This is a genomic window from Hymenobacter sp. BT559 (assembly GCF_016427535.1).
Taxonomy (GTDB): domain Bacteria; phylum Bacteroidota; class Bacteroidia; order Cytophagales; family Hymenobacteraceae; genus Hymenobacter.
In genome coordinates this window covers 1,391,570-1,417,371 of sequence record NZ_JAELXV010000001.1, presented here as the reverse complement: position 1 = coordinate 1,417,371, position 25,802 = coordinate 1,391,570, and the positions used below count along the sequence as shown (strand labels likewise).

The window sequence follows — 25,802 nt, the reverse complement described above, 5'->3', positions numbered from 1 at the left end:
ACTATAATGCCGCGGCTCGGGCAGTCTAAACAGACTGCCCGAGCCGCGGCATTGCGTGACATGAGCTGTGTAGCGCAATCGCGCTTACCGCACGCCCTTTTCCGGGAAGCGGCCTTTTTTGGTGCGGTAAAAAGCTTTAATTTCCTCTAGGTCCTTCTCATAGTCGCCAGTGGGCCAGAAGACGGGACCCACGCCAGCATCCTTCTTCTCATAGTCTAGGAAGCCTAGTAGAATAGGCACCTTGGCTTCAAGCGCAGCGTAATAAAAACCTTTGCGCCACTTAGGCTGGTAGGCGCGGGTACCCTCCGGAGTAATGAGAATAACCAGTTCCTCGTGCTGCTTGAAGAGCTGCACCATGCCATCGACCAGGCTATTATTGCGGCTGCGATTTACGGGTAGCGCGCCAATAGCTTTCACCAACCAACCTAGGACCGGGTTTTCGGTCCACTCGCTTTTCACCGTGAAGCGCACGTCCACATCCATGATGTAGAAGGCCGCGCGGGCCATGATGAGGTCCCAGTTACTGGTGTGCGGGGCCGCAATCATCATACATTTCTTGATGTCGGGTGGCACTTGGCCGGTTTGTTTCCAGCCAGCCACTCCAAAAATAGCCTTGGCGATGTAGTACCAGAAGGTAGAGGTTTTGCGGGCAGCCATCTAAGCGAAGCAAATCTTGAAACCCCAAAGCTAGGCAAAAACTACCAGTGCAGCCGCAGTGAGGCTATCTAAGCTGTTTATCAGGCCTAGGTAGCTCGTAGCGTGCAAGCCGACCCGACGCGGCTAGTCGCCTGCCAGCAGGGCGCGCAGCTCGGCGGCGCGGCCTATCGTATGGCGGTAGCCAATTTCGAAAAGCTCGTTGGCCTTGCGAAAGTCGAGCGGGCGATACTGCCGCAGCTCGGGCGGCTCGAGCAGCAGCGCGCACTGAGTTTTGCGGGTAGCCACGTTGGCACTGAGCGCAATTTGCAGGGTGCGCTCCACCACCCGGCGCAGGTTGGGCAGCCGGCCTTCGCAGTTGATGGGGTTGCAGTGCACCCCCACAATGGGCGCCCCCAGGGGCAGCAGCGGCTCTACGGGCAGGTTGTTGAGCAGGCCACCATCTACGAGCTGCCGCCCTTGGTACTCGATGGGCCGGTACACTATGGGCACCGCCGCCGAACCTAGCAGCGGCAGCAAGAGCGGCCCCTCACTAAAGTACACCGACTCGCCAGCTTCGAGGTCGGTGGCCACCAGCGCCAGCGGCAGCCGTAGGTCTTCGAAGCGCAGCCCCGCCCCTAGGTGACGCTCTAGCAGTTGCCCTACGGCATCGAGCCCCAGCAGCCCGTGGCGCCCGAATACGGGCCGCGTAAGGCGTGGAATACTAGTAGCTTGCAGCAGCCGCAGTACCTCGCGCGGCGCCATGCCGGCCGCATAAAAGGTGCTGACAATGGCGCCCGAGCTAGCGCCCGACAGCGCCCCTACCGGCAGACCCAGCTCATCGAGGGCGGCCAGCACACCTAGGTGCGCAATACCCCGCGCCCCGCCCCCCGACAGGGCCAGGCTAAGTTTAGTCACTGGCTTGTTGCTAATTATTGGCTCCACGCTTACTTCTATCTGATAACCTACGGCGTGGCACGCCCGCAGCACTACCTCGACTACAGCCTACAAATCCGCAACCCGCAGCGTGTCGGCCAAGCGCACGCCCTTATCGGTGAGCTGCACAGTGCAGGCTTCGTGGGTGGCGTCGTGTTCGAGAAGCAGCACCCAGTTTTCTTCGGCGGCGCGGCGCAGCACGGCTTCTTTTTCACTCATCGTCACGAGCGGGCGCATGTCGTAGCTCATCACGTAGGGCAGCGGAATGTGGCCTGTGCTAGGCAGCAAATCGGCCATGTACGCTAGCGTGCGACCCTTATACTGCAGCACCGGCACCATCATTTTTTCGGTGTGGCCGTCGGCAAATAGGATATCGTGCAGCATAGGTAGCGCGTCCGGCACCCCTAGGGCCGGGTCCACAAACTGCAATTGGCCGCTTTCCTGAATGGGCAAGATATTCTCGCGCAAGAAGCTAGCCTTTTCGCGGGGGTTAGGGTGCACGGCCCAATCCCAGTGCGCCTGGTTGCTCCAGTAGGTAGCGTTGGCAAAGGCCGTTTGCAGCGCGCCGTCGGGCCGCCGCACCACCGAGCCGCCGCAGTGGTCGAAGTGCAAGTGCGTTAGCAGCACGTCGGTAATGTCGGCGCTGGTAAAGCCTAGCTTCTGCAACGACTTTTCCAGCGTATCGTCGCCGTGCAGGTAAAAGTGTCCCCGAAACTTCTCATCCTGCTTATCGCCAATCCCGTTATCGATGAGCAGCAAGCGATTGCCATCTTCTACCAGCAGGCAGCGCATGGCCCAGGTGCACATATTATTGGCATCTGGCGGATTCAGCTTTTGCCACATGCTCTTAGGTACCACCCCAAACATGGCCCCGCCATCAAGCTTGAACAGGCCGGTATCGAGCGTATGAATCTTCATTTAGCAATTATCAATTAGCATTTAACACCCTGTCAACTAACAACAGCGACCTGGTTTGGCACCAACAGGCTGTTAATGTTAAATGTTAATTGATAATTGTTAAATGTTCTACTCCATAACTACACCCATTGCCGAGAACTTATCGATGCGCTGCGAAATGCGCTCCTCCGCCGGAATAACGTCTAGCTCGGCCAGCGTGCTGAGCAGCGTTTCCTTCAGCGTTTCTATCATTTGCTGCGGGTTGGTGTGCGCCCCGCCCAGCGGCTCTTTCACGATGCCATCGACCAGCCCGGCCTGTAGCATATCGTTGGCAGTGGGCTTCATGGCCTCGGCGGCCTGCTCTTTGTAGTCCCACGAGCGCCACAGAATGGTCGAGCAATTTTCGGGTGATATAACTGAATACCAAGTGTTTTCCAGCATCAGTACGCGGTCACCAATGCCGATGCCCAGCGCCCCACCGCTGGCGCCCTCGCCAATAATGACGCAGATAACGGGCACCTTCAGCATAAACATCTCCTTGAGGTTGCGGGCAATTGCCTCGCCCTGGCCCCGCTCCTCCGCTTCGAGGCCCGGAAAAGCGCCCGGCGTATCGATGAAGGTAACGATGGGCTTGTCAAATTTTTCGGCCAGCTTCATCAGGCGCAGGGCCTTGCGGTAGCCCTCGGGGTTGGGCATGCCGAAGTTGCGAAACTGTCGCTGCTTGGTGTTGTGCCCCTTTTGCTGGCCAATAACCATGATAGTGCGCCCCCCTATTTCGGCAAAGCCGCCTACCATCGCTTTGTCGTCGCGTACGGTGCGGTCGCCGTGCATCTCCACAAATTTTTCGGCCATTCCGTCCACGTAGTCGAGCGTGTAGGGGCGCTCGGGGTGGCGCGAGAGCTGCACGCGCTGCCAGCGCGTAAGGTTGGCGTAGGTTTCCTTTTTGAGGGTTTGAATTTTGGCTTCCAGCGCCAGCACCGCCTCCGTTACATCGACGTCGCTATCGGCGGCCAGCTTCTGCATTTCGTGGAGCTTGCCTTCTAGCGCGGCGATGGGTTGTTCAAAATCGAGCAGCATAAAGTCGGGAAATAATTTCCTAGGTTCTGTGTAGAGCAACGGGTTTGCCGAGGGCGCCTACTTGCGCTGCCAAACACCGGGCGGCAAAGGTAAACCTAAACCTTGCCAGCTGCCCACCACGAAAATAATTGGCCTGAGAAACAACCATCAACGTGCGCCAGCAGCTCGAATACGCACTTTTTTGGTGGTTTTGCTTGCCGCGGCGAATTAGTTCGCCCTACCTTTGCAGCACCAAAGCGGAAAACGGCAGCGTTTTCGGAATGCGGTAAACGGTTTGGTAGTTCAGTTGGTTAGAATGCCGCCCTGTCACGGCGGAGGTCGCGGGTTCGAGTCCCGTCCAGACCGCTCCGTTTGCAAAAGGCCCTTCCCTCCGGAAGGGCCTTTTTTTATGTTTTGGTTTTCTGACTGGCGGCGGTCAGCTAGAAGTTACACCCCGCTCCATTTGCATCCATTGCCAGCCGATTAAGCCCTACTTACCCCTTATTGGCCTGTGTAGTAAGCGGTGATTGGTTGTACTTTTTACCTAGCTCAGCTATTTATGCCCTTTAGCGCCGGCGGCTTCTTAATGGCACCTAGGAATTCTTATCTTTTGCATCACGCTCATTATAATCACTACTGTTTTTGAGCAGAAGAGCACCATACCCGCTTTTGTCCGTTGAATACTGTTGCTACCAATTGCATGAGACCACCAATCTCCTTCTGGCTGCTTGCGTTTTTTACTATTGCCCTAGCCGGTAGTGCGGCGTATCTATATGGTGCCGAGTTTGTGACCGTTGGCATTCTAAAGCAGACGGCTGGTTATCCTTTTGGTGGCGAAGGGCCAGCGCACTGGACTTATCAAACACCTACTCGCTATGCCAGCTTTACAGGTAGTGTTGGCTTACTCGCACTATACTTGCTGGGCTCAGCGCTCTGGGCAACAATAAAACAAAAGGAAGCTTCACTAGGGCTCACGCTGTTTCTTACGATACTACTATTAGCAGCAGCACTGGTTATGGGGATGATTGGGCTGGAATAAAGTACTTGGGTGAGCAGCTAGAGCAGTAGCTAAGATTGGCTAAACGGAAATAATACTCCCTAGGGCATTCTGGCGCTGCCACCTAAAATTTTTAAAGCTACTCATTCGCACATCGTTAGCCTTTTTATCATTTTATTTTCACTCTATTGCTTGTTAAAGCGATTTTTATCTCCTTACCTTTGCAGCACCAAAGCGGAAAACGGCAGCGTTTTCCGAATACGGTAAACGGTTTGGTAGTTCAGTTGGTTAGAATGCCGCCCTGTCACGGCGGAGGTCGCGGGTTCGAGTCCCGTCCAGACCGCTCCGTTTGCAAAAGGCCCTTCCTCCTCGGAAGGGCCTTTTTTTATGTCCTAGTCCGCTTGAAGTATCCATGGTACAGCGCCCGCTTCTACACATCTGGCCGCTAGATTGCTCGTGCAGCAATGGCGTTGGAGGCAGCTTGTGTTATCAGACTAAACCTTCGACCTGCAACTAGTTATGAGGTTTTTGGCTCTTTGGTATCTACGCCCTACTTATCAGCTTTTTATGGCGTAGTAACCTCGCGATAGTGATGCGTTGCTTTCTTCTCACCTAGTTGCTCGCTTTTATGAAAACGCTCCTGGTTTTTGCCAACAGTCTTGCCATGGCCACACTGCTGCTACCGGCCTGGGCCCAAACGCCCGCCACTACGCACGACAATCTAAGCCCCGCCCAGTCGGCTCCAAAGCCTACTACTCAGCGCGGCAAGCCTGATAAGCAGGCCCCGGCCGCGAGCAAAGCGATGGGACGCAAGTTTGTTGAAAAAAGCAAGCCCGCCGAAGTACTCCATACCCCTATCAGGTAAGGAGCGGTCTCTTTACTAAGGATAAGTGGCTGGCTAGTTAGGCGGAAATGCTTCACCCTAGTAATCGCTTTTTTGCGTATGCGAGTCGGCGCATTAGCGCGGCCGATGCCGGCGCGATTTGAATTCTACGTTAGTAGAGTGAAAAGCTCACCTTGGCAACTTCTTTCTCATCAACCTATTACCCCGTCCCTTATGAGAACGCTCTTAGTTATTGCGGGTAGCCTTTGCCTGGCCAGTGCGGCGTCGGCTCAAACCCAGACTCCTACTAAAACAGCTCCGGCTAAGCCTACACCCAAAACGGCGGCGAAACGGGCTGCCACTTATAAAGGCCCTAAGGTGGTAAAAGACACGAAGGCACTAGGTGATAAAATGATTCGTGAAAGCAAGCCGGCGCCGCCCTTTCCGGTTAGAGTGAAGTAAAACCCGCTAGCTTAGGCGGCTGGTTGCCTCGCTATGCTGGTTGGTTACTTACTTAGCTCGCCGTCTTACAATTTTAAGTTTATGGAAAGGTTCTACGATGTAACCGTTAACGGGCAAGCGATGCGGCTGGGACTCCACTCGACCACAGTGGTGCCCGATGGCGACCGGGCACGCATCGAGGTGCATGTTGATAGCGAGACGCTTACCGAAACGCTGCCGGCCGACACCAACCTGCAGTTTGATGCGGCGGGGCAGGCGGCGCACTGGGCCTTGGCTTCGGTAGCGTTTACTCATGTATACCCCGACCAGTCTTACGAGGAAATACTGCGCCTCCGGGAGGCTGCCCAGCATAATCAGCTACCCTAGCAACCCGTGAGGCCAGCCTCGGTCTAGGTGCCTAGGTATTCCCTAGCTAAAGAAGAGCCTGTTATTTTTGCCGCTGCATGCTCAGGTGCTGGGCTTCTTGGTGGGGCCTAGCCCTAGGTTATGCGCGAACTGTTTATTGAGGATATTCGGGCGGAGGTGGTTCGCAAATCGGTGCGCCAGCTGCGGCTTACCATTTTGCCGCCGCAGGGCAGCTTGCGCATCACGGTGCCGCTGCGCACTACCGAGGCCACTATTCGGGAAGTAGTGTTACGCAAGCAAAGCTGGATTCGGAAGCACCAAGCGGCTTTTCAGCAGCGTACGCCTGCCCCAGCACTGCACTACGCAACCGGCGAAACGCACTACTACCAGGGCCAGGCGCTGCGCTTGTGCGTGCACGAGCAGGCAGGGCGGCCCCAGGTGCACCTAGGAGCCGGCGAGCTGCACCTGCATGTGCCTCTAGGTGCCACGTCGGCGCAGCGGGCGCTGGTACTGGCGCGATGGCGCCGGGCGCAGCTGCAAGCTCAGGTGCCGGGCCTACTGGCCAAGTGGGAGCCCGTGGTGGGGGCACAAGCGGCGGCCTGGGGCATCAAGCAAATGAAAACGCGCTGGGGCACGTGCAGCATCCGCGCCCGACGCATCTGGCTGAGCCTAGAGCTGAGCCAGTGGCCCCTACCCTGCCTTGAATACGTAGTGGTGCACGAGCTGACGCACTTGCATGAGCGCCTGCACACCGCGCGCTTTTGGCACCTACTGACACAGGCGATGCCCGACTGGCGCCAGCACCACCAAGCTCTTAGACAAAACCAACTGGCCGCGTTGGCCAAGGATGCAAGCGGTGAGCTGTAATTAGCCTAGGCCAATTACAGCAAAAAAGAAACTCGCCCCTACTTTTAGCTCCTAGGTGTAATTTTTCGCCAGGGCGGGCAGCAGTGTAGTCTTCGACATGACGCCAGCACGGCTGCTGCCCGCTTTCGCTGGCCGTGCTATTTGGGTTTTCTGGCGGGCTGTGGCTTTGTGGATTTGGCTTTAGGCTTGTCTACCAAAAACGCTTTGAGGGCCGGCGAAGGCTTACCGTCGTCGCCCCAGGCGCTGAGCTGGTAGCCGCTCCAGCTTTTGGCGCCCTCCGGCTCCCAGTAAAATACGCCTAGGCCTTTGCCCTTGGGCACGGCGCGCACGGCCTGCTGGGTGGCCACCAGCATGTCGTAGGTGTTTTGCACGGCGGTGTAGTCGCCGCCCACCTCGGCCACCACCACCTCCTTGCCGGGGTAGCGGCTCACCATATCGAGCAGATTGGTGCGCAGGTTGGCAATGGAGGCTGTGTAATCTTGCTTGAGCCAGTAGGGGTAGTACGACATGCCGATAACGTCAAACTTGCCGCCTAGGCTAGTCAGGCTGTCGAAAAACGACCGGTACATGGCGTTGTCGTTGCCGCGGTCTAGGTGCACAATTACCTTGGACGTGGGGCTCACCGCCTTCACGGCCTCATAGCCTTTGGTAATGAGCTGGGCGAGCTGCGCAAAGTTTTTGGTGCTGCCTTCGGGCCAGAGCATGCCACCCGGTATCTCGTTGCCTACCTGCACCCACTCGGGCGTGACGCCAGCGGCTTTCAGCATAGTCATAGTGCTGAAGGTGTGGTCGTACACATCGGCCAGCAGCTGCGGAAAGGGATGGCTAACCCAGGCGGCGGGCTTGGCCTGCTTGCCGGGGTCGGCCCAGGTGTCGCTGTAGTGGAAGTCTATCATGAGCCGGAAGCCTAGGTCGTGCGCCCGCTTGGCCATGGCTACTACCTCGGCGGGGCTGCAGTGCCCGCTGGCCTTGTCATCGGAGGGGTTGACGAACACCCGCAGGCGAATCGAATTGATACCCTGGGCTTTCAGAATCGCAAAGCAGTCCTGGGGTTGGCCTTGCTCATTATAGAATACGTAGCCAGTGGCTTCCATCTGCTGGAGCCAGCCTACGTCGGCGCCCTTGGCAAAGGTTTGGGCGGTGGCGGGCGCGGCCAGCAGCGAGGCGGTGCACCAAGCAGCCCCTAGCACCAGCCCTGCACGCCGGGCGGCCAAAGCAAAAAATGTCATACTTGCGGAAGAGCAGCCCGGGGCTATCGCGGCCAGCTGTGGCGGCCACAGCACCGGGCTAGTTTGTAGTAGAAGGAGGCAAAGCTAACCGCCTCGCTCGCTACAAAAGTTGCCCCGCCCCCGCTCGCGGCCGCACGCCCTAGGTACCCAAACAGGCGCCTAGCCCAAGAAAGCAGGCCTGTTGGCGGTATGTTGCGCTTGGGCTACAGCGGCTCCGCGGGGACATCGGCCAGCTTGCCGTGCAGCTCTTGAAGCCGCCGGCTCATCAGCGCCAGCACATCAGTAGGGACGGGAATATGCGTGCCCGAATACGTGGCCAGGTAGCGCACCAGCGCTATCAGGGCTTGCACGTCCCAGGCTAGCTCGGTGCGCACCTTATGCCAGTGCGTTTCTCCCTGCGCCGGGTGGGCCAGGCACTGCTGCCGCACTGCTATCAGCCTCGCCACTAGCTGCGCATGCTGCTCGAGCAGTTGCTGCTCGGCCGCACTAAAGGAGCGCGGCTGCCGGTCGATGATGCAAAACGTGCCAATGCAGTGCCCATCGGCGGCGCGCAGGGGGGCGCCTGCGTAAAAGCGCAGGCCCTTGGCATGGGCGGCTGCTTCGGCTTCCATTGTAAGGGCGTGGCTGTGCGCTAGGTCGGTAAATACCACAGCCTGCTCCTCCTTCACGGCCAGCGCGCAGATGGCCTCTACGCGCGGCTGGCTCCGCAGGCCGGGCAGGCCATGCGCGGCTTTGTACTGCACTTCATCGGCCGCCACAAGGGCAATCAGTGAAATGGGCACATTGAACAGCGTAGCCGCTAGCTCGACTACCTCGGTAAACAGCGTTTCCGGCAACGAATGCAGAATGTCATAGTTCTGAAGCGTATGCAGGCGCCTGAGTTCATTAGCCGGCAGCAGAAAAGAGGGAGTCATTGTCATGACAAGTAGTAGCTAATCGATAAAAGGAAAAAATATAGAGAACCTTAATTTTAACAGCTTAAATATAGGGGTAGCAAGTTGAATATAGCAACTAGGAGTAGTAAGTATTGTGCAACACGCACTGTCTCAGCTCAAGTTGACGCAGTACTAATGAGTATTCTAGGTAGCATTTAGCAGGTTGGGGCCGTATACCGCTCAGCCAGCTGGTGTCGAAGCTGACCCGTTGACCGTTACCTTTTTTTATATAGCACACCATGACCAACCAACCTAGCCGCCGGCCAGCGCCCTTGCTCGCGGCCGTGGCCGCCACAGCGGCGGCCGGAGCTGCTTACCTATACCTGCGCCGCAAAAGCTACGCGCCGCTGCCCACCGTGGCGCATGTTGACCTAGCGCGCTACCTCGGGCGCTGGTACGAAGTAGCCCGCCTGCCCGTGCCGTTTGAGAAAAACTGCATGCACGTAACGGCCGACTACTCGCGCCACGCCAATGACAAAATACGGGTAGTGAATACCTGCCGAAAGGGAGATGTGGACGGCCCAGTGAAAATAGCCACCGCCACCGCCCGCCCCATCGATGCTACTAATGCCAAGCTTAAGGTGCAGTTTTTCTGGCCTTTTGAGGGCGACTACTGGATACTAGACCTTGACCAGGCCGACTACCAGTATGCGCTGGTGGGCGAACCGAGCCGCAAGAGCCTCTGGCTGCTGAGCCGCCAGCCGCAGCTGGCCCCTGACATCCGGCAGCGCCTCATTGGGCGGGCCCGCAACCTGGGCTTTCCGGTAGAAAAGCTTCTTTTCACGCCCCAGCCCTAGGGCACGGCCCAGCGGCCGGCCCTAAGCAAAACGCGCCCTTGGCTGTTATAAGTGCTTGCAGCGGCACTCGGCCGCTGGCTCACCCTTCAGTTTAAGTAAGATGAAAATTGGAATTATTGGGGCTGGCTACATTGGCGGCACCCTTGCCGGCCGCCTCACCCAGCTAGGCCACACGGTAGCTATCGCCAACTCGCGCGGCCCCGAGACGCTAAAAGACTTGGCCGAAAAAACGGGCGCTACCCCCGTTACGGCCCACGACGCCGCCCGCGACAAGGACCTGGTTATCGTGACCATCCCACTGATAAAAATTCCTGACCTGCCCAAAGACCTATTTGCGGGCGTGCCGGCCGATGTACCCATCATTGACACCAGCAACTACTACCCGCTGCTGCGCGATGGCCACCTACCCGAGCTAGAGCATGGCGACCTCACCGAGAGCGAGTGGGTGCAGCAGCACCTAGGCCGCCCGGTGGTGAAGGTGTTCAATAATATCTCCTTCACGAGCCTGGGCAGCGCGGGCAAACCCGTCGGCACGCCCGGCCGCGTAGGCCTGCCTGTGGCCGGCGACGATGCTGCCGCCAAACAAAAAGTGATGGCGCTGGTGGAGGAGCTAGGCTTCGACGCCGTCGACAATGGCAGCCTGCACGAGTCGTGGCGCCAGCAACCCGGCACGCCCGTGTACGGCGCCGACCTGCCGGGCGCAGAGCTTAAAAAGCAGCTGGCCGACTTAGGCACCCAGCGCACGGAGGAGCAGCGCAAGGAATTTGCCGCCAACCACGTGAAGCAGGAAGAAGCCATGATAAAGCAGTACGGGTCGCAACGCGGCGACAAGTAGGCTTATTGTGAGAGTAGTGGCCCTTACCCCAGGCCACTACTCTTAGGGGCTAATACTCCCCAAACGACTGGTCGAGGTAGCACCAAGCCCAGCGCTCGCCGGGTTGCGCCGAAGTGATGACGGGGTGCTGCGTGGCATGGAAGTGTTTGGTAGCGTGCTTATTCTTCGAATCGTCGCAGCAGCCCACGTGGCCGCACTGCTGGCAGATGCGCAGGTGCACCCAGGTATCGCCCAGGGCCACGCACTCGGGGCACACGTGCTGGGTATCGTGCTTGAGGTGGCGCAGGTCGAGCGCCTGCAGATGTTGGCAAGGTGCATTCATATATATAAGGACAGGTTAGGGAAGAAAGGTTATTCGTCAAGCAGTTGCTTTCGTAGCGCAGGGCCACCTAGGCAGCCTTCGCAAAGTACTGGCCTTACCTCCTACCTGCGGTACTGCTACCTAGCTTTAATACCGAATTTTCCTAGCTTTTTACCGCACTCAAGGGCGGACCGGGCCTTCGGGGTGGCCACGTCGGGCGTGCGCGACGACACGCAGATTCACACCCATATGTGCTGCTTGGAGTTCAACGACATGCTGCTCGCCATCGCGGCCCTCGATGCCGACGTGATAACCATGGAAACCCCGCGCTCGCAGATGTAGCTGCTCGCCGCCTTCGCCGACTTCCAATATCCCAACCAGATTGGGCCGGGCGTGTACGACATCCACTCGCCCCGCGTGCCCACCGTGGACGAGATGGTGGCGTTGCTCGAAAAAGCCCAGGCCATCCTGCCCGCCGAGGACCTGTGGGTGAACCCCGACTGCGGCCTAAAAACCCGCAAATGGCCCAAAACTGAGGCCGCCCTGCGCCAAATGGTGGAGGCCGCCACGCAGCTGCGACAAGTAGCCGCTTTGCAGCCGGTTAGCTAGCCTGGCACCGACCTAGGGGGTGGGCGGCCACCGTATCGCCCGGCCTTTTAGGGCGCTGCGTGCCCTCACTAAGCCGTTATTTTGTGTGTTAAAGCTGTTTTTGAAGTTTTATGAACTCCCTCGCCGACCAGATTGCCCGCGCCGAAACGCGCATTTTTAAAGCTGTATTTCCTAACACCACCAACCACTACGACACTCTCTTTGGCGGCGCCACGCTCATGCTCATGGATGAGGTGGCCTTCATCACGGCCACCCGCTTTTCGCGCCTCAAGATGGTGACCGTTTCGTCCGACAAGGTCGATTTTACGCATCCCATCCCGGGCGGCTCGCTCGTCGAGCTCATCGGCAACATCGCCCGCGTGGGCAACACCAGCGTGCAGGTGCGCGTCGAGCTCTATGTCGAGCAGATGTACTCGGAGGACCGCCAGCTGGCCGTTACGGGCCTATTCACGTTTGTGGCCGTTGACGAGCACCGCCGCCCCGTGCCGGTACGCTCGGGCGTGGAGCTAGTGCAGGGCTAAAATACAATCATCTGTCATTGCGAGCTCAGCGAAGCAATCGCACTTGAGCAGCGCGGCTGAACAGATGCGATTGCTTCGCTGCGCTCGCAACGACAAACGTCATTTTAGCAATAGCCCTCCTACTCGTCCTCGTCCACAAGCGCCGCTTCGCGGGCGGGGCGGTGCTGGCGGGCGTACTCAGTGGGAGCCATACCGTAGATTTTCTGGAAGGTCTTTCGGAAGTACTTCACGTTCTCCACTCCTACCTCGAAGGCTATTTCGGACACCCGCAAGCTGCTGTGGGCCAGTAACTGGGCAGCGCGCTTCATACGCACATCCCGAATGAATTCAACCGTAGTTTGGCCCGTGATACTCTTGATGCGGCGGTACATCACCGACTGGCTCATGCACAGCGCCTCGGCCAGTACCAACACGCTAAAGGCTGGGTCAGTGAGGTGGGCCTCCACGGTGCGCATAGCCTGCTCTAGGAAGGTGCGGTCGGCGTCGGGGATAATGACCTCGGTGGGTTCGAGCAGCAGCTGGCGCTGGTAGTACTCGCGCAACTGGTGGCGGTTGCGCAACAGCGCAGCCACCTTGGCTTGCAGCACCAGTGGGTTGAAGGGCTTGGGCACGTAGTCGTCGGCCCCTAGGTCGAGGCCTTCGACCTCGTGCAGGGCAGCCGTGCGCGCCGTGAGCAGCAGCACCGGCACGTGGCTGGTTTTGGGATGCTGCTTGAGGCGCTGGCACAGCTCCAGGCCATCGCTATTGGGCATCATCACATCGCTGATAACCAGAGTGGGAGCCTGACCTAGGGCCAGTTGCCAGCCTTCGAGGCCATCGGCGGCAGCCAGTACCTCGTAGTCGGCAGCGAAGAGCTGCTGCAAATACTGGCGCACCTCGTCGTTGTCTTCCACCACCAGCAGGCGGGGGCGCGCGGCCAGGGTCACGGGCTCGTTGGGCAGGTCTAGCGCCTCGGGCGCGAGAAGCGCGGGCGCCAGCGGCTCGGGCTGCTCAGTATCGGGCACTAGGTCGCCGGGCTGCAAGTGGGCTTGGCCGAAGGGCAGCCGCAGCCGAAACGTGGTGCCCACCCCTACCTCGCTCGCCACCACAATGCTGCCCCCGTGCCGCTCGGCAAACTGCTTGACCAAGGACAGCCCAATGCCGGTGCCCGTCATGCGCAGCGTATCGGTGTGCGAGGCCTGGTAGTAGGGGTCAAAGATGTGCGCCAGCTCACTGGCCTGGATACCGGCGCCAGTATCGACTACGCTTATCTCTAGGTAGTTGCCCACAGGCTGCCCCTGCTCAAACACAGCTTCGCTGCCCGGCGTGCCCACCACCGTGGCCGCCAGCTCAATGCGCCCGCCCTCAGGGGTGTACTTAAAAGAGTTGGCCAGCAGGTTAGTCAGAATGATTTCGAGCTTGCTGCGGTCGAAGTACAGCCGCACGGCCTCGGCGGGCACGTCGAGCAGGTAGGTAATGCGGCGCTCGGTGGCTTTTTGCTCGAATACGGAGAAGATGTCAGTCAGCGCCCGCACCACGTTGGCGTAGCTAGCGCGCAGCGGCACGTTGCCGGTTTCGACCTTCCTAAAATCGAGTAACTGGTTGACCAGGTCAAAGAGCTTGCGCGTTTGCCGGTGCATGAGCAGCACCTTGTCGCGCAGGTGGTGGATAGGCGCCGACGAGCCAATTATCTCCTCCATCGGCCCTAGGATGAGCGTAAGCGGCGTGCGCAGCTCGTGGCTCACATTAGTGAAAAAGCCCAGCTTGAGGTTGGTCAGCTCCTTTTCCTTTTCCACCATCAAATGCTCCAGCGCCAGCTTATTGCGTAGGTTTTGCTTGGTGATTTCGGTGCGCCGGTACAGGACAACGGCTCCCACCAGCGCGCTGGCGTACAGCAGGTACGCCCACCAGGTTTTGTACCACGGGGCCAACACCTCAAACTGCATGGTAGCCGGCCGCGGCGACCATACGCCCTCGCCATTGTCAGCCTTCACCTCTAGGGTGTAGCGGCCAGGCGGCAGGTTGGCGAAGCTGGCCGTGCGCTGGCCGGGGCCGGGGCTTACCCAGCCTTGGTTGTAACCCAGCAGGCGGTAGGCGTAGTGGTTTTTCTGCGGATTGGTATAGTTGAGGGCCACAAACTCGACCGAGAAGTCGTTTTCGGCCGCCCGGATGGTTACCGTTTGGGGCTGACTCAGCGCCCTAGGTAGCAGCACGCGGCCATTAAACGGCTGACCCACCGCTACCGGCTGGTTGACCACCCGCAGCCCTGTGAGCTGCACCACTGGCGGCGTGGGGTTGGCCTGAATGGCCCAGGGCTGGAAGTAATTGATGCCATTAATGCCACCGAAGTATAGTGTACCATCGGCCCCGCGGGCGGCCGCCCCTATCTTAAAGGCATTGCTTTGTAGGCCGTCGGCCACGTCGTAGCGTAGGTAGCGGCGGGTGGCCGGTGTGAAGCGGTAAAGGCCAGTGCCGCCTACCCAGAGGTTGCCGGCCTCGTCGGCCAGCAGGCTCTCCACGTCGCTCTCGGGCAGGTAGCGGCTGTAGGGGCGCACCACGTCGCGGCCCTGCGCATCGGTGGTGAGTTGGTGCAGGCCGCCGCCGATGGTACCTAGCCAGAGGTCGCCATTCTTACCCAGCAGCAGCGGCCACACGTAATTCACGCGCAGGCCCTCGGCCGCGCGGGCATCGTAGGCAAACTGCCGCAGCAGAAGCAGCGAGTCGGCGGTGGGGCGCAGCTTGAGCAGGCCTGCGTTGCGGGTACTGGCCCACAGCACGTCGCGCCCGGCGTCGTAGAGCAGGTAGGTAAAGCGGCTGGTGGGCAGCCCGGCGTGCGGAGCGTCGTAGTGCGCCAGCAGGCGCCCATCGGGACCTAGGCGAAACAAGCCCTGCGAAAACGTGGCTACCCAGAGCGTACCCTGGCCATCCTGGGCTAGGTGCTCGATGCTGCTGGCGGCCAGGTCGAAGCCGCCCGGCAGCCGGCGGTAGGTGGTGAGTTGCTCGCGCCCACCGGTGCGGCGCAGGGCCACCAGCCCATTGTCGCGGGTCCCAAACCAGAGCGTGCCATCGGCAGTTCGAAAGATGGTAGCCACATCCACGCCCCGCACCGTGTCCGACTGCTGGTTGAGGTAGCTGCGGTAGGTATGGCGCCCTAGGTCGTAGGCCGACACCCCATTGCGCGAGCCCAGCCACAGCGTATTTGTCGCCTCTTCCTTATAAATGGCGTTGATGTAGTTGTTGGCATTGGAGAGGGCCGGCTGGCCAGTGAGCTGGTGCCGCAGGTGCCCGAAGGCGCGCTGGCGCAGGTCGACCTTATTGAGGCCGCCCGCCGAGGCGCATAGCCACACCAGTTGGTCGCGGCCCTCAAAAATCTGGTGCACGCGTTCCGAGTTCAAGCCGTGCACCTCGCCATCGCGGGGCAAAAACAGGGTGGGCCGCGCCGTGCGCAGCGGCGGGGCGGTGCCCGTCACTACACCCGCCTCCCACACGTAGAGGCCGTAGAGCGTGCCTGCCCACAGCCGCCCCAGCGAGTCGAGGTGCAGCGCCTGAATGAGCGGGTAGTGATGCGGCAGCGCGTGACCAGCCAGCGCGTGGCCGGTGCGGCGGCTGGCCGCCGGAATCCAGAAAATCTGCCGCTCGGTGCCCACCCACAAGTCGCCGCGGCGGTCGAGGGTGAGCGCGCTCACGGGCATGGTCAGCGAGGTGGCTTCTACTGGCAGCGCGGGCTCGGTGGTGCGCACCAGCACTAGCCCCCCACTTTTGGTGCCTACCCAGGCTTGGCCGTCGGCATCGATGGCTAGGCTCGTAATGCCCGCGAGCGGTGGCCGGCCAGCAGCCGTGGGTGGCAGCTGGCGCAGGGCCGCGGGCTGGCCTTGCTTGTCGAAAGTCAGCACAAATAGGCCATCCTGGGCCGTGCCTACCCAGAGGCGGCCCTGGGCGTCGGTAGTAAGCGCTTTCACGTCGGCCTGGGCCAAGCGAGCACCTAGGGCACGGTAGGCGGGCGGCAGCACTTGCGTGCCCAAGGGCATGAAGGTATCGTGGTCGGCGTCGTAGCGGCTCAAGCCCGAGTTTTCGGTGCCTACCCAAAGCTGCCTGCCCGGAGCGGCCAGCAAGGCCGAAATGCGGTTGCTCGACTGCCCGTTGCGGGGGTTGATGGGCAGCGCGTACGACTTGAGGCCGTAGCCATCGTAGCGGTCGATGCCCCGATTGGTACCTATCCAAATGAAGCCGTCGTGGTCCTGGGCCATGCACATAGCATCGCTGTGCGAGAGGCCTTGGTCGACGGTGATGTGCTCGAAGCGAAACTCGCCGGGGGGCGTATCCTGGGCCTGCGCGCCCAAGCCGGCTCCCCACAGGAGTAGCCCCAGCAGCAGCCTGACCCATTGAAATCTTCGCAGCCTATTCATGCTAAAATACCGTAGCGGACTTGCTATCCGCTAAGGAAAGATAGCACCGAACCGGCCAGCGAGCAGCTTACCGGCGGCCCCAGCCAAGCTCGCGCCCGGGCGGCTCGAGCTGCCAGCTAGTTTCTAGGCGGCCTTATGCCACTGCGGGTGCGATACCCTTTAATAGGCCTTTTGCAGGGTATTTAGGGCGTTTTTTGCCGAAAAAAGCCCCCTTGGTCGGTCGCGCAGGCGGGTACTTTTGTCCCTTCACAATTCTATCATCTCCCCGCACTGGCTGTCGCGGGGCATTTCCCACCCGGCTACCCGGCCCCGCCGTGGCCTGCCACTTTTCGCCCTTATGAGAAAAACTACTTTCTCGCAAAACTTGGTTTTGCTGCTGCTGGCTGCCGGCCTGGCCGAAGCCGCCCCCACTACCCCACCCGCAGCCCGACCGCCTCGCAAGCGCGCCACCGTGGCCGCCCCTAAGCCAGCCCCGGCGCCCAAGCACACCTTTGCGCTGGGCACCAACCAGTTTTTGCTCGATGGCAAGCCCCTGCAAATGATTTCGGGCGAGCTGCACTACCCCCGCATTCCGCGCGAGGCCTGGCGCAGCCGCCTCAAGATGGCCAAGGCCATGGGCCTGAACACCATCGGCACCTACGTATTCTGGAACGTGCACGAGCCCCAGCCGGGCAAGTACGACTTTGCGGGCAACAACGATGTGGCGGCCTTTGTGAAAATGGCCCAGGAGGAAGGCCTGTGGGTAATTTTGCGCCCCAGCCCCTACGTGTGCGCCGAGTGGGAATTTGGCGGCTACCCCTACTGGCTCCAGAACGTATCTGGCTTGAAGGTGCGCTCGCAGGAGCCCCAGTACATTGCGGCCTACACCCGCTACCTGCAAGCCGTGGGCAAGCAGCTCGCCCCGCTGCAAGTCAACCACGGCGGCCCAGTGCTGATGGTGCAGGTTGAGAACGAGTATGGGTCGTACGGGTCGGATAAAGTGTACCTAGCCCAAAACAAGCGCCTATTTGAGCAAGCCGGCTTCGATGGGCTGCTCTACACCTGCGACCCAGTAAATGACGTGGCCAAGGGCCACCTGCCCGGCCTGCTGCCCGCCGTGAACGGCACCGACAAGCCCAGCCAGATTCGCAAGCTTGTGAATACCAACCACGACGGCAAGGGCCCCTACTACGTGGCCGAGTGGTACCCCGCGTGGTTCGACTGGTGGGGCGCGCCGCACCACACGGTGCCCGCTGCCCGCTACACGCCGGGCCTCGACTCGGTGCTGCGCGCCGGCATGAGCATTAACATGTACATGTTCCACGGCGGCACCACCCGGGGCTTCATGAACGGGGCCAACTTCAAGGGTGACACCAGCCACTACGAGCCCCAAATCAGCTCCTACGACTACGACGCCCCTCTCGACGAAGCCGGCAACCCCACGGCTAAGTTCCGGGCTTTCCGCGAGGTCATTGCCAAGTACCGGCCTAAGAACCAACCCCTGCCGCCCGTGCCGGCCGCCAAGCCCAGTGTGGCCCTGCCGGCCGTACAGCTCACCAAGAGCCAGCCTCTGCTAGAGCGTCTCCCGGCCCCGGTAGCCAGCCAAAAGCCGCTTACGTTTGAGGCCCTCAAGCAGGCCTACGGCTTCGTGCTCTACCGCACTACCGTGGCCGGTGGTGGCGGTGCGCAAGTGCTCAAGCTGCGCGACCTGCGCGACTACGCCGTGGTACTGGTAAATGGCCAGCGCGTGGGCACCCTCGACCGCCGCGAGCGCCAGGACAGCATGCGCGTGACGCTGCCCGCCGGCAAGGTGCAGCTCGACATCCTGGTTGAGAACCTAGGCCGCATCAACTTTGGCGAGTACCTGCTCCAGAATAACAAGGGCATCACTAAAAGCGTGACCCTAGGTGGCAAGGAGCTCACTGGCTGGCAGCAGTACGGCCTGCCTTTCGACCAAGCTCCGGCCGTGGCCAAGGCTAGCGCGGCGGCCCCCACCGCCACCAGCGGCCCGGTGCTGCGCACCGGCACCTTTACCATAACCACGCCCACCGACACCTACCTCGACCTGCGCCAGTGGGGCAAGGGTAGCGTGTGGGTCAACGGCCACAACCTAGGGCGCTACTGGGGCATCGGCCCGCAGCAAACGCTGTACGTGCCGGCCGAGTGGCTGAAAAAAGGCGCCAATGAGATTACCGTACTCGAGCTGCTCAAGCCTCAGCAAGCTAGCCTGGCTGGCCTCGACCATCCCATCCTCAGCGAGCTGAAACCGCTCGGGTCTTTGTAGACTCGTAGGGCTGCTAGTCGTCCCAAATCGAGGGGCAACGCCAGCTAAAAGCACCTCACTAACCTAGGCGCTCGGCGCTGAAAAAGGGAGCAACTCTGCCAGGCGCAGGGTTGCTCCCTTTTGCGTGGCAGGCCTGTGGGCCTTCATTTCTGGAGCACTAATAAAATGCACTATACATTTTATTTTTAGCACATTACCTAACAAGCGGTTTTCAATGGTCGGCTGAGAATGCCGGGTTTTGGCCCCCCTTCTGCCGAAAAATGCGCCCCCTGGGGGGCAAGGCGGCCGGTACTTTTACATCCTCTTTTGCGCCCTTTTTCCGAGCCGGTGTCCACCGCCTGCTTCGAAACGCAAGTCGAGCTGATTTCCACATTTTCCCCACCCAGGCGGGCATTGGCCCGTCGCATATCTTCTTGCTGATGCAAGCAAAATCTATACTCCTGTGCGGAGCCATGCTGCCCTTGGCAGTGGCCGCCGCACCCGCTGCCGCTCTCCCCACCGAGGGCGCTTCCCTAGGTACCGCCCGCCGCGCGCCAGCCGCCGACACGCCCGTGAGCGGCACCGTACTTGATGAAAAAGGCGCCGGTCTACCCGGCGTAACGGTGGTACTAAAAGGCACCACCGTTGGCACCACCACCGACGCCGACGGCCGCTTCTCGCTGCGGGTGCCCGAGGGCACAGCTACCCCTACCCTCGTTATTTCCTACATCGGCTACGAGCGCCAGGAAGTGGCCGCCACTGGCCAGGGTCTAAGCATAAAGCTAACCGCGAGCGCCCAGGCCCTCGACGAGGCCGTAGTCATCGGCTTCGGCTCGCAGGAAAAGCGGACCGTGACCAACGCCGTAACTACGGTGCAGGGCGCCGAGCTCTCGAAGCTGACGGTGAGCGACGTAGGCTCAGCCCTGCAAGGCAAGGCCGCCGGCGTGACCGTAACCAGCGCCGGCTCTGAGCCGGGCAGCCAGCCCCAGATTTTGGTGCGTGGTATCTCGACCATCAACGGCAACAGCCCGCTCTACGTGGTAGACGGCCTGCCGGTGAATGACATCAACTACCTCAACCCGAAGGACATTGCCACCCTCACGGTGCTCAAAGATGCGGCTTCGGCGGCCATCTACGGCTCGCGGGCGGCCAATGGCGTAGTGCTCATCACGACCAAAGCGGGCTCGGTGAGCGCGCCGGTGATTACGGTTGATGCTACTTACGGGGTATCGAACCCCACGCGGGTGCCCCATATGGCGTCGGCCAGCGAGTACGCTCGCATCATGAACCTAGCGGCTACCAACTCGGGCAACCAGCCCGTGTACGCCAACCCCGACCAGTACACCCAAAGCACTAACTGGTGGGACCAGATTCGGCAGCGCGGCATCACCCAAAACTACTCCCTAGGTCTGTCGGGCGGCTCCGATAAGGTGCAGTATTCTACGGGCCTTAGCTACTACAAGGAGCGGGGCCTGGTACGCGGCACCGACTTCGACCGCCTCGTGCTGCGCGTGAAAACCCAGTACCAAGCAGCCAAACACCTCAAGGTGGGCCAGGATTTGAACATCTCGATGACCAACCAGAAGTACCTCAATAATGGTAGTCTGTTTCGGGATGCGTTCAACGATGACCCCATCACCTCGCCCCGCCAGGACCGCAACACTGGTAACCCCTACGACAATTACGGGGCCTCGCCCACCGACATTGGCAACCCGCTGGCCGTGGTGGAGCGCAACGACGACAAGCGTAACCAGTACTTCTTGGTGGGCAACGTGTACGCCAACTACGAGTTTATTCCGGGCCTGATTGCCGAAACGCGCTTTGGCACGAACACCAACTTCTACGAGCGCAACGCGTTTTCGCCGTTCTACACCATCGACGCCAACGAGCGCAACCAAGTAAACCAGGTGACGCGCGAGCACAACCTGTACCTCTACTGGAACAACACCAACACCCTGACTTACACGAAGTCGCTGGGCGACCACAACTTCACGGCCCTGGCTGCTGCCACGTTCGAGAAGTTCAGGCTGAATAATGAGGTGGCTTCGGGCCAGGCCATTCCGAGCAATGACCCTAGCCTGCGCCAGCTCGACGCGGCCACGGCCAACTACAATGCTAACGGCAATACCTACACGAATACGATTGCCTCGCTTATCGGGCGTCTGACGTACGACTACAAGGGCCGCTACCTGCTGTCGGCCAGCATACGCCGCGACGGGGCGTCGGTATTCCCGACCAACAACCGTTGGGGCACGTTCCCCTCGCTGTCGGCGGGCTGGCTCATCACCGACGAGGAGTTTATGAAGTCGTTTGAGACCCTGAACTTCCTGAAGCTGCGCGCCAGCTGGGGCCGCGTGGGCAACCAGAACATCAGCACCTTCAGCGGCGCCGGCTTCAACGGCATCACCAACTCGGCCTACACCGGCACGTTCTCCAAGACCTACTACGTGACCGGCGACGACCGCACGGCGCAAGTGGCGGTTATCCAGAGCAACGTACCCAACCCCAACGTGAAGTGGGAAACCGTAGAGGACTACGACCTAGGTATTGATTTCGGCTTCTTCCAGAACCGCCTGACGGCTACCTTCGACGTGTTCCGCCGCAACACCACCGACATGCTTATGGCCCAGGCCATTCCGGGCCACGCTGGCTACGGCTACAACAGCCCGGTGACCAACATCGGCAGCATGAAAACCAACGGTTTGGACTTCACAGTGGGCTACGCCGAAAACAAAGGCGCCTTCACCTACGGCCTGAGCATCAACGGCACCCGCGCCATCAGCAAAATCGGTACGCTGGCCAACGGCCAAGCGCTGTACTCGGGCAATACGCCCATCTTCGGGCGGCCATCCAAGACCGAGGAAGGTGGCTACGTGGGCGCGTTCTACGGCTACCAGAACACGGGCATCTTCCAAAACCAGGGCGAGATTGACTCCTACAAGTCGGCCAATGGCACCGTCATTCAGCCCAATGCCAAGCCCGGCGACTTCCGCTTTGCGGACCTCAACGGCGACGGCGTGATTAATGCCGACGACCAGAAATACATCGGCAACCCCACGCCGGCCATGACCTTTGGCGTGAACCTGAACATGGGCTACAAGGGCTTCGACCTGCAAGCCTCGCTGGTGGGTAGCCTCGGCAACGACATCGTGAACGCCAGCAAAGGCTGGTGGTACTCGGGCAGCTACAACTACAACAAGATAGCCGGCCTCGAAAACACCGCCTGGAATGGCGAAGGCTCTTCCAACACGGTGCCCCGCATCACGGCCAACGACAACAACCAGAACCTGACGCGCTTCAACAACTTCTACGTGGAGAACGGCTCCTACGCCCGCGTCCGCAACCTACAAGTGGGCTACACCTTCCGCAAGGAGGTAACCAGCGCCCTGCACATGGCTGGCCTGCGCCTCTACGTGAGCGGCCAGAACCTGTTCACCTTCACCAAGTACAGCGGCGCCGACCCCGAAATCGGCTACGGCCGCTCGTACACCGATGCTTCGTCGGCCTTGAACCGCGGCATCGACCTCGGCAACTACCCCACCAACCGCACCTACCTGGTGGGCGCCAACATCAGCTTCTAACTCTCCCCACCCGCCACCGTCATGAAAAATTACTCCCGCCTATTCACCCTGGCGCTGGGCCTGAGCTTGAGCCTAGGTACGCAGTCGTGCTCTACTTTCCTGGACCAATCGCCCCAGGGCCAGCAAACCACCGATAACTACTACACCACCGCCGACGAGTGCAAGGCGGCCGTGATGGGCTGCTACGCCCTGGCCGACCAAAGCGACTGGTGGCAGATTGACCGCACTCGCATGTTTGGCGATGCGGGCTCAGACGATGCCTGGAAGGGCAACGCCATTGCCGGCGACCAGCGCGAGTTTGGCGACTTCGCCCGCTTCTTCTGGTTACCCAACAACGAGTGGTTCGACAACCGCTACACGCACATCTACCAGTCGATTGGCAACTGCAACGCCGCGCTAGTGGGCATCGCCAAGGCGCCCATCGACCCCACCTTACAGCAGCAGCTCATTGGCGAGCTCAAGTTTATCCGGGCCTACAACTACTTCGAGCTAGTGAAGGGCTACGGCGGAGTGCCGCTGGTGCTCACTCCCGTGTCGCCCGCCGATGCCGTGACCCTCAAGCGCGCTACGGCCGCCGAGTGCTACGCGCAGATTATTAAGGACTTTCAGGAAGCCGCCGCTGCGCTGCCCGAGAAAAACGCCCGCGCCAGCGCCGACAAAGGCCGCGCCACCAAAGGCGCCGCCAATGCCTACCTAGCCAAAGCCTACCTCTTTACCGAACAGTGGGCCCTGGCCCAGACGGCCGCCGAAACGGTTATCAACTCGAACCAGTACAGCCTAGGTGACTTCGACAAGGTGTGGAGCGTGAGCAACCCCAACGGCGTCGAGTCAATTTTTGAGCTCAACTACAACGCCAACCAGACCTTCAACCTTGGCACCGCCCTCACGGTGGTAATGCGCAGCCGCGCCGACGGCGGCTGGGGCTTCAACACGCCCAGCAGCAACCTAGAGCAGGCCTTTGGCAATGACCCGCGCCGCCAGTGGACTATCATCAAGCAGGGTGACAATGTCGGCCCCAAAACGGCCAATTTCGACTACTCGAACTACGATACCAAGGTGAGCGAAAACGAGTCGGGCCGCATTAGCCGCAAGATGTTCTTGCCCCTAGCCGACCGCCCCGCCAACGAGCAAAACCACGCGCCGCTCAACCGCATTGAGATGCGCTTGGCCGACCTGCTGCTCATCCACGCCGAGGCCTCGAACAAGCTGGGCCAGGACGCCAAAGCCCTGACCTCGCTGAACCTGGTGCGCGCTCGCGCCAATCGCCTCAGCCCTGGCACGGTGCTGCCGCGCACCTCGTCAGGCACGCAGCTACTCAATGACATCTGGCTGGAGCGCCGCCTCGAGCTGGCTATGGAAGGCCACCGCTACTACGACCTAGTGCGCCAGAAGCGCTTGGTTGACGTGATGACGGCCTTCAATAAAGCGCAGCTCACCAGCACCGACCCCTACGACAAGGGCAAGGTGAAGGACCAGATTTCGGAGAAGAATAACCTCTTCCCGATTCCGACGCCCCAGATTCAGCTCTCGGGCGGCAACGTAACTCAGAACCCTGGTTACTAAGCCGGCGGGCGTACCGTGGACCCTGCGGGTCCGCGCGTGGTTGGTGCTACTCTTCTTACGCACGGACTCACAGCGTCCACAGTACACCGCCCACCTCTAGTTTCACTTATTGCTAGTCCGGCTGCCCACCTTATACCGGAGGGGCAGCCGGATTACCTTTTTCAAGTCTTTTCCTTATGCATTTCTCCTTCACCTTGAAGGCTGTAGCGCCGCTGGCCGTTGGGCTACTAGCCGCCAGCGCCGCTCGCGCCCAGGCTCCGGCCGTGACCACCGTGCGCATCGACGCCGCTAAGCCCCACCAGACCATCGCCAACTTTGCCGCCTCCGATGCCTGGGCGGGGCAGTTTGTGGGCAATTGGCCCACCGCTAAGAAGGAAGCCATTGCCGACCTGCTCTTCAGTCAAGACAAAGGCATCGGCCTCTCGATGTGGCGCTTCAACATCGGGGCGGGTAGCGCTGAGCAGGGCGAGGCCAGCGGCATCAAGGATGAGTGGCGCCGCGCCGAGTCATTTCTCACACCCACAGGCAGCTACGACTTCACGCGGCAGGCGGGGCAACTGTGGTTTTTAAAAGCGGCCCAGCAACGCGGCGTCAAGCAGTTCCTAGGTTTCTTGAATAGTCCACCCGTGTCGCTCACCACCACCGGCAAGGCCTACGCCAAAGGCGGCGAAACCAACCTACAACCCGCCAACTACGCCGCCCTAGGTACCTACTGCGCCAAAGTAGTACAGGGTGTGAAGCAAGCCACCGGCATCACTTTCGACTACCTCAGCCCCATCAACGAGCCCCAATGGGACTGGAGCGACGGCGGCCAGGAAGGTAGCCCCTTCCGCAACCCCGAAATAGCGGGCGTAGCCAAAGCCACCAGTGCCGCCCTGGCCGCCCAGCGCCTGCCCACTAAGGTGCTGGTGACCGAGGCTGGCAAGCTCGACTACCTCTTTACCACCGCCGACAAGCCCGGCCGGGGCGACCAGCTGGCCGCGTTTTTTGGCGACAAGGCCGCGCCGACCTACCTAGGCAGCACGCCGCAGGTGGCGTCCATCATGGCGGGGCATAGCTACTTCACGACCTCGCCAACCGTTACAGCCATCGCCACGCGGCGGCAGCTCGCGGCCCGGGTAGCGGCGCTGAAAGGCATCAGCTACTGGCAGAGCGAGTACTGCATCTTGGGCGATAACGCGGGCGAAATCAACGGCGGGCCGCGCGACCTAGGGATGAAACCGGCGTTGTACTTGGCTAAAGTCGTGCACTACGACCTAGCCGTGGGCAACGCCACCGCCTGGCAGTGGTGGCTGGCCATTTCGCCCTACGACTACAAGGATGGCCTAGTGTACATCGACAAGAATAAGACCGACGGCACCTACCACCCCAGCAAGATGCTGTGGGCCCTAGGTAACTACAGCCGCTACCTGCGCCCAGGCGCCGTGCGCCTCGATGCCCAACTGGCCGACTCGGCTCGCACTGGTCAACCCCTGGTGTCGGTCTATAAAAGCTCGAATGGCAAACAGCTGGTGACGGTTGTTGTGAACGATTACGATACGCCGGCCACAGTGCAACTCGTGCTCAGCGGTAGCCGGCTGGGAGCGGGCAAGTCCTACGTCACCTCGGCTACGGCCGACTTGCAGCCGGGTGCGCCGGTGCCCGCGGGCCAGCCACTGCAAGTTGCGCCGCGCTCCATTGTTACGCTGGTGAGCGAGTTGCGCTAGCGCGTTAACCTCACCCCCGGCCCCTCTCCCCAAGGAGAGGGGCCGGGGGTGAGGTTAACGCGCCCGGATACATCTTACAATT

19 protein-coding genes, 2 tRNA genes and 1 pseudogene are annotated in these 25,802 nt (G+C 60.5%); 14 read left to right on the top strand and 8 right to left on the bottom strand.

The genetic code is table 11. From position 1 onward, the window contains the following. Nucleotides 1–84: 84 nt before the first annotated feature. The 4 genes from JAO77_RS05840 to JAO77_RS05825 all read right to left on the bottom strand — a co-directional run bounded on the left by JAO77_RS05840 (nucleotide 85) and on the right by JAO77_RS05825 (nucleotide 3,543). Nucleotides 85–657, bottom strand: a complete 573-nt coding sequence (locus JAO77_RS05840) for a 1-acyl-sn-glycerol-3-phosphate acyltransferase (protein WP_198989349.1) — start codon at nucleotides 655–657, stop codon at nucleotides 85–87. Nucleotides 658–780: 123 nt separating this feature from the next. Next, nucleotides 781–1,551, bottom strand: a complete 771-nt coding sequence (locus JAO77_RS05835) for a patatin-like phospholipase family protein (RefSeq protein ID WP_198989348.1) — start codon at nucleotides 1,549–1,551, stop codon at nucleotides 781–783. An 87-nt stretch (nucleotides 1,552–1,638) separates the two neighbouring features. Continuing rightward, nucleotides 1,639–2,487 carry an MBL fold metallo-hydrolase gene (locus JAO77_RS05830; RefSeq protein ID WP_198989347.1) on the bottom strand — a complete coding sequence of 283 codons (849 nt, stop codon included), beginning with the start codon at nucleotides 2,485–2,487 and terminating at the stop codon, nucleotides 1,639–1,641. A gap of 108 nt (nucleotides 2,488–2,595) precedes the next feature. Continuing rightward, nucleotides 2,596–3,543, bottom strand: coding sequence for an acetyl-CoA carboxylase carboxyltransferase subunit alpha (locus JAO77_RS05825; protein ID WP_198989346.1), 948 nt, complete (start codon nucleotides 3,541–3,543; stop codon nucleotides 2,596–2,598). A gap of 271 nt (nucleotides 3,544–3,814) precedes the next feature. On the opposite strand from JAO77_RS05825, the gene JAO77_RS05820 reads away from it, so the two are divergent. From JAO77_RS05820 to JAO77_RS05795, 6 genes are all read left to right on the top strand, one after another. Continuing rightward, nucleotides 3,815–3,888: transfer RNA gene (locus tag JAO77_RS05820), tRNA-Asp, on the top strand. Between the two features lie 334 nt (nucleotides 3,889–4,222). Beyond that, nucleotides 4,223–4,561, top strand: coding sequence for a hypothetical protein (locus tag JAO77_RS05815; protein ID WP_198989345.1), 339 nt, complete (start codon nucleotides 4,223–4,225; stop codon nucleotides 4,559–4,561). Nucleotides 4,562–4,788: 227 nt separating this feature from the next. Next, nucleotides 4,789–4,862 (top strand) — tRNA-Asp (locus tag JAO77_RS05810). A gap of 285 nt (nucleotides 4,863–5,147) precedes the next feature. Then, a complete protein-coding gene (locus tag JAO77_RS05805; protein WP_198989344.1) occupies nucleotides 5,148–5,384 on the top strand; it encodes a hypothetical protein in 237 nt (78 codons plus the stop codon). Between the two features lie 501 nt (nucleotides 5,385–5,885). Then, nucleotides 5,886–6,170 carry a hypothetical protein gene (locus JAO77_RS05800; protein WP_198989343.1) on the top strand — a complete coding sequence of 95 codons (285 nt, stop codon included), beginning with the start codon at nucleotides 5,886–5,888 and terminating at the stop codon, nucleotides 6,168–6,170. A 120-nt stretch (nucleotides 6,171–6,290) separates the two neighbouring features. Further along, nucleotides 6,291–7,016, top strand: a complete 726-nt coding sequence (locus JAO77_RS05795) for a M48 family metallopeptidase (RefSeq protein ID WP_198989342.1) — start codon at nucleotides 6,291–6,293, stop codon at nucleotides 7,014–7,016. A gap of 137 nt (nucleotides 7,017–7,153) precedes the next feature. Here JAO77_RS05795 and JAO77_RS05790 read toward each other — a convergent pair whose 3' ends face one another. Beyond that, on the bottom strand, nucleotides 7,154–8,245 hold the full coding sequence (locus tag JAO77_RS05790; protein ID WP_198989341.1) for a glycoside hydrolase family 53 protein: 1,092 nt from the start codon (nucleotides 8,243–8,245) through the stop codon (nucleotides 7,154–7,156). Between the two features lie 203 nt (nucleotides 8,246–8,448). Beyond that, nucleotides 8,449–9,159: a GAF domain-containing protein gene (locus JAO77_RS05785; protein WP_198989340.1), complete on the bottom strand. Its 711-nt coding sequence runs from the start codon at nucleotides 9,157–9,159 to the stop codon at nucleotides 8,449–8,451. Nucleotides 9,160–9,419: 260 nt separating this feature from the next. Here JAO77_RS05785 and JAO77_RS05780 point away from each other — a divergent pair, with 260 nt between their 5' ends. Beyond that, the gene (locus JAO77_RS05780; protein WP_198989339.1) at nucleotides 9,420–9,977 is read left to right on the top strand and encodes a lipocalin family protein; all 558 of its coding nucleotides are present in this window, start codon (nucleotides 9,420–9,422) and stop codon (nucleotides 9,975–9,977) included. A gap of 55 nt (nucleotides 9,978–10,032) precedes the next feature. Further along, nucleotides 10,033–10,812, top strand: coding sequence for an NADPH-dependent F420 reductase (locus JAO77_RS05775; protein WP_286192435.1), 780 nt, complete (start codon nucleotides 10,033–10,035; stop codon nucleotides 10,810–10,812). Between the two features lie 49 nt (nucleotides 10,813–10,861). Here JAO77_RS05775 and JAO77_RS05770 read toward each other — a convergent pair whose 3' ends face one another. Continuing rightward, entirely contained in the window at nucleotides 10,862–11,134 is a 273-nt protein-coding gene (locus tag JAO77_RS05770; RefSeq protein WP_198989337.1) for a UBP-type zinc finger domain-containing protein, read from the bottom strand. Between the two features lie 165 nt (nucleotides 11,135–11,299). Between JAO77_RS05770 and JAO77_RS05765 the strand changes: the two are divergent. Both JAO77_RS05765 and JAO77_RS05760 read left to right on the top strand, forming a co-directional pair. Continuing rightward, nucleotides 11,300–11,722 (top strand): annotated as a pseudogene (locus JAO77_RS05765) (5-methyltetrahydropteroyltriglutamate--homocysteine S-methyltransferase); the annotation flags it as partial. Between the two features lie 110 nt (nucleotides 11,723–11,832). After that, on the top strand, nucleotides 11,833–12,243 hold the full coding sequence (locus JAO77_RS05760; RefSeq protein WP_198989336.1) for an acyl-CoA thioesterase: 411 nt from the start codon (nucleotides 11,833–11,835) through the stop codon (nucleotides 12,241–12,243). Between the two features lie 119 nt (nucleotides 12,244–12,362). On the opposite strand, the gene JAO77_RS05755 is transcribed toward JAO77_RS05760, so the two are convergent. Next, nucleotides 12,363–16,628: a hybrid sensor histidine kinase/response regulator transcription factor gene (locus JAO77_RS05755; RefSeq protein ID WP_198989335.1), complete on the bottom strand. Its 4,266-nt coding sequence runs from the start codon at nucleotides 16,626–16,628 to the stop codon at nucleotides 12,363–12,365. A 337-nt stretch (nucleotides 16,629–16,965) separates the two neighbouring features. Here JAO77_RS05755 and JAO77_RS05750 point away from each other — a divergent pair, with 337 nt between their 5' ends. The 4 genes from JAO77_RS05750 to JAO77_RS05735 all read left to right on the top strand — a co-directional run bounded on the left by JAO77_RS05750 (nucleotide 16,966) and on the right by JAO77_RS05735 (nucleotide 25,720). Further along, nucleotides 16,966–18,891 carry a glycoside hydrolase family 35 protein gene (locus JAO77_RS05750; RefSeq protein ID WP_198989334.1) on the top strand — a complete coding sequence of 642 codons (1,926 nt, stop codon included), beginning with the start codon at nucleotides 16,966–16,968 and terminating at the stop codon, nucleotides 18,889–18,891. A 419-nt stretch (nucleotides 18,892–19,310) separates the two neighbouring features. Continuing rightward, nucleotides 19,311–22,451 (top strand): SusC/RagA family TonB-linked outer membrane protein, encoded by a 3,141-nt coding sequence (locus tag JAO77_RS05745; RefSeq protein ID WP_198989333.1) that lies wholly within the window; start codon nucleotides 19,311–19,313, stop codon nucleotides 22,449–22,451. Between the two features lie 21 nt (nucleotides 22,452–22,472). Continuing rightward, nucleotides 22,473–24,014, top strand: coding sequence for a RagB/SusD family nutrient uptake outer membrane protein (locus JAO77_RS05740; protein WP_198989332.1), 1,542 nt, complete (start codon nucleotides 22,473–22,475; stop codon nucleotides 24,012–24,014). A gap of 176 nt (nucleotides 24,015–24,190) precedes the next feature. Then, the gene (locus JAO77_RS05735) at nucleotides 24,191–25,720 is read left to right on the top strand and encodes a glycoside hydrolase (RefSeq protein ID WP_198989331.1); all 1,530 of its coding nucleotides are present in this window, start codon (nucleotides 24,191–24,193) and stop codon (nucleotides 25,718–25,720) included. Nucleotides 25,721–25,802 lie beyond the last annotated feature (82 nt).

Bases quoted from the DNA above. Each gene is read 5' to 3' on its own strand.
- JAO77_RS05770 (WP_198989337.1), bottom strand. From the start codon at position 11,134: ATGAATGCACCTTGCCAACATCTGCAGGCGCTCGACCTGCGCCACCTC.
- JAO77_RS05840 (WP_198989349.1), bottom strand. From the start codon at position 657: ATGGCTGCCCGCAAAACCTCTACCTTCTGGTACTACATCGCCAAGGCT.
- JAO77_RS05745 (WP_198989333.1), top strand. From the start codon at position 19,311: ATGCAAGCAAAATCTATACTCCTGTGCGGAGCCATGCTGCCCTTGGCA.
- JAO77_RS05815 (WP_198989345.1), top strand. From the start codon at position 4,223: ATGAGACCACCAATCTCCTTCTGGCTGCTTGCGTTTTTTACTATTGCC.
- JAO77_RS05790 (WP_198989341.1), bottom strand. From the start codon at position 8,245: ATGACATTTTTTGCTTTGGCCGCCCGGCGTGCAGGGCTGGTGCTAGGG.
- JAO77_RS05805 (WP_198989344.1), top strand. From the start codon at position 5,148: ATGAAAACGCTCCTGGTTTTTGCCAACAGTCTTGCCATGGCCACACTG.
- JAO77_RS05830 (WP_198989347.1), bottom strand. From the start codon at position 2,487: ATGAAGATTCATACGCTCGATACCGGCCTGTTCAAGCTTGATGGCGGG.
- JAO77_RS05735 (WP_198989331.1), top strand. From the start codon at position 24,191: ATGCATTTCTCCTTCACCTTGAAGGCTGTAGCGCCGCTGGCCGTTGGG.
- JAO77_RS05780 (WP_198989339.1), top strand. From the start codon at position 9,420: ATGACCAACCAACCTAGCCGCCGGCCAGCGCCCTTGCTCGCGGCCGTG.
- JAO77_RS05785 (WP_198989340.1), bottom strand. From the start codon at position 9,159: ATGACTCCCTCTTTTCTGCTGCCGGCTAATGAACTCAGGCGCCTGCAT.
- JAO77_RS05750 (WP_198989334.1), top strand. From the start codon at position 16,966: ATGAGAAAAACTACTTTCTCGCAAAACTTGGTTTTGCTGCTGCTGGCT.
- JAO77_RS05825 (WP_198989346.1), bottom strand. From the start codon at position 3,543: ATGCTGCTCGATTTTGAACAACCCATCGCCGCGCTAGAAGGCAAGCTC.
- JAO77_RS05760 (WP_198989336.1), top strand. From the start codon at position 11,833: ATGAACTCCCTCGCCGACCAGATTGCCCGCGCCGAAACGCGCATTTTT.
- JAO77_RS05800 (WP_198989343.1), top strand. From the start codon at position 5,886: ATGGAAAGGTTCTACGATGTAACCGTTAACGGGCAAGCGATGCGGCTG.
- JAO77_RS05795 (WP_198989342.1), top strand. From the start codon at position 6,291: ATGCGCGAACTGTTTATTGAGGATATTCGGGCGGAGGTGGTTCGCAAA.
- JAO77_RS05740 (WP_198989332.1), top strand. From the start codon at position 22,473: ATGAAAAATTACTCCCGCCTATTCACCCTGGCGCTGGGCCTGAGCTTG.
- JAO77_RS05755 (WP_198989335.1), bottom strand. From the start codon at position 16,628: ATGAATAGGCTGCGAAGATTTCAATGGGTCAGGCTGCTGCTGGGGCTA.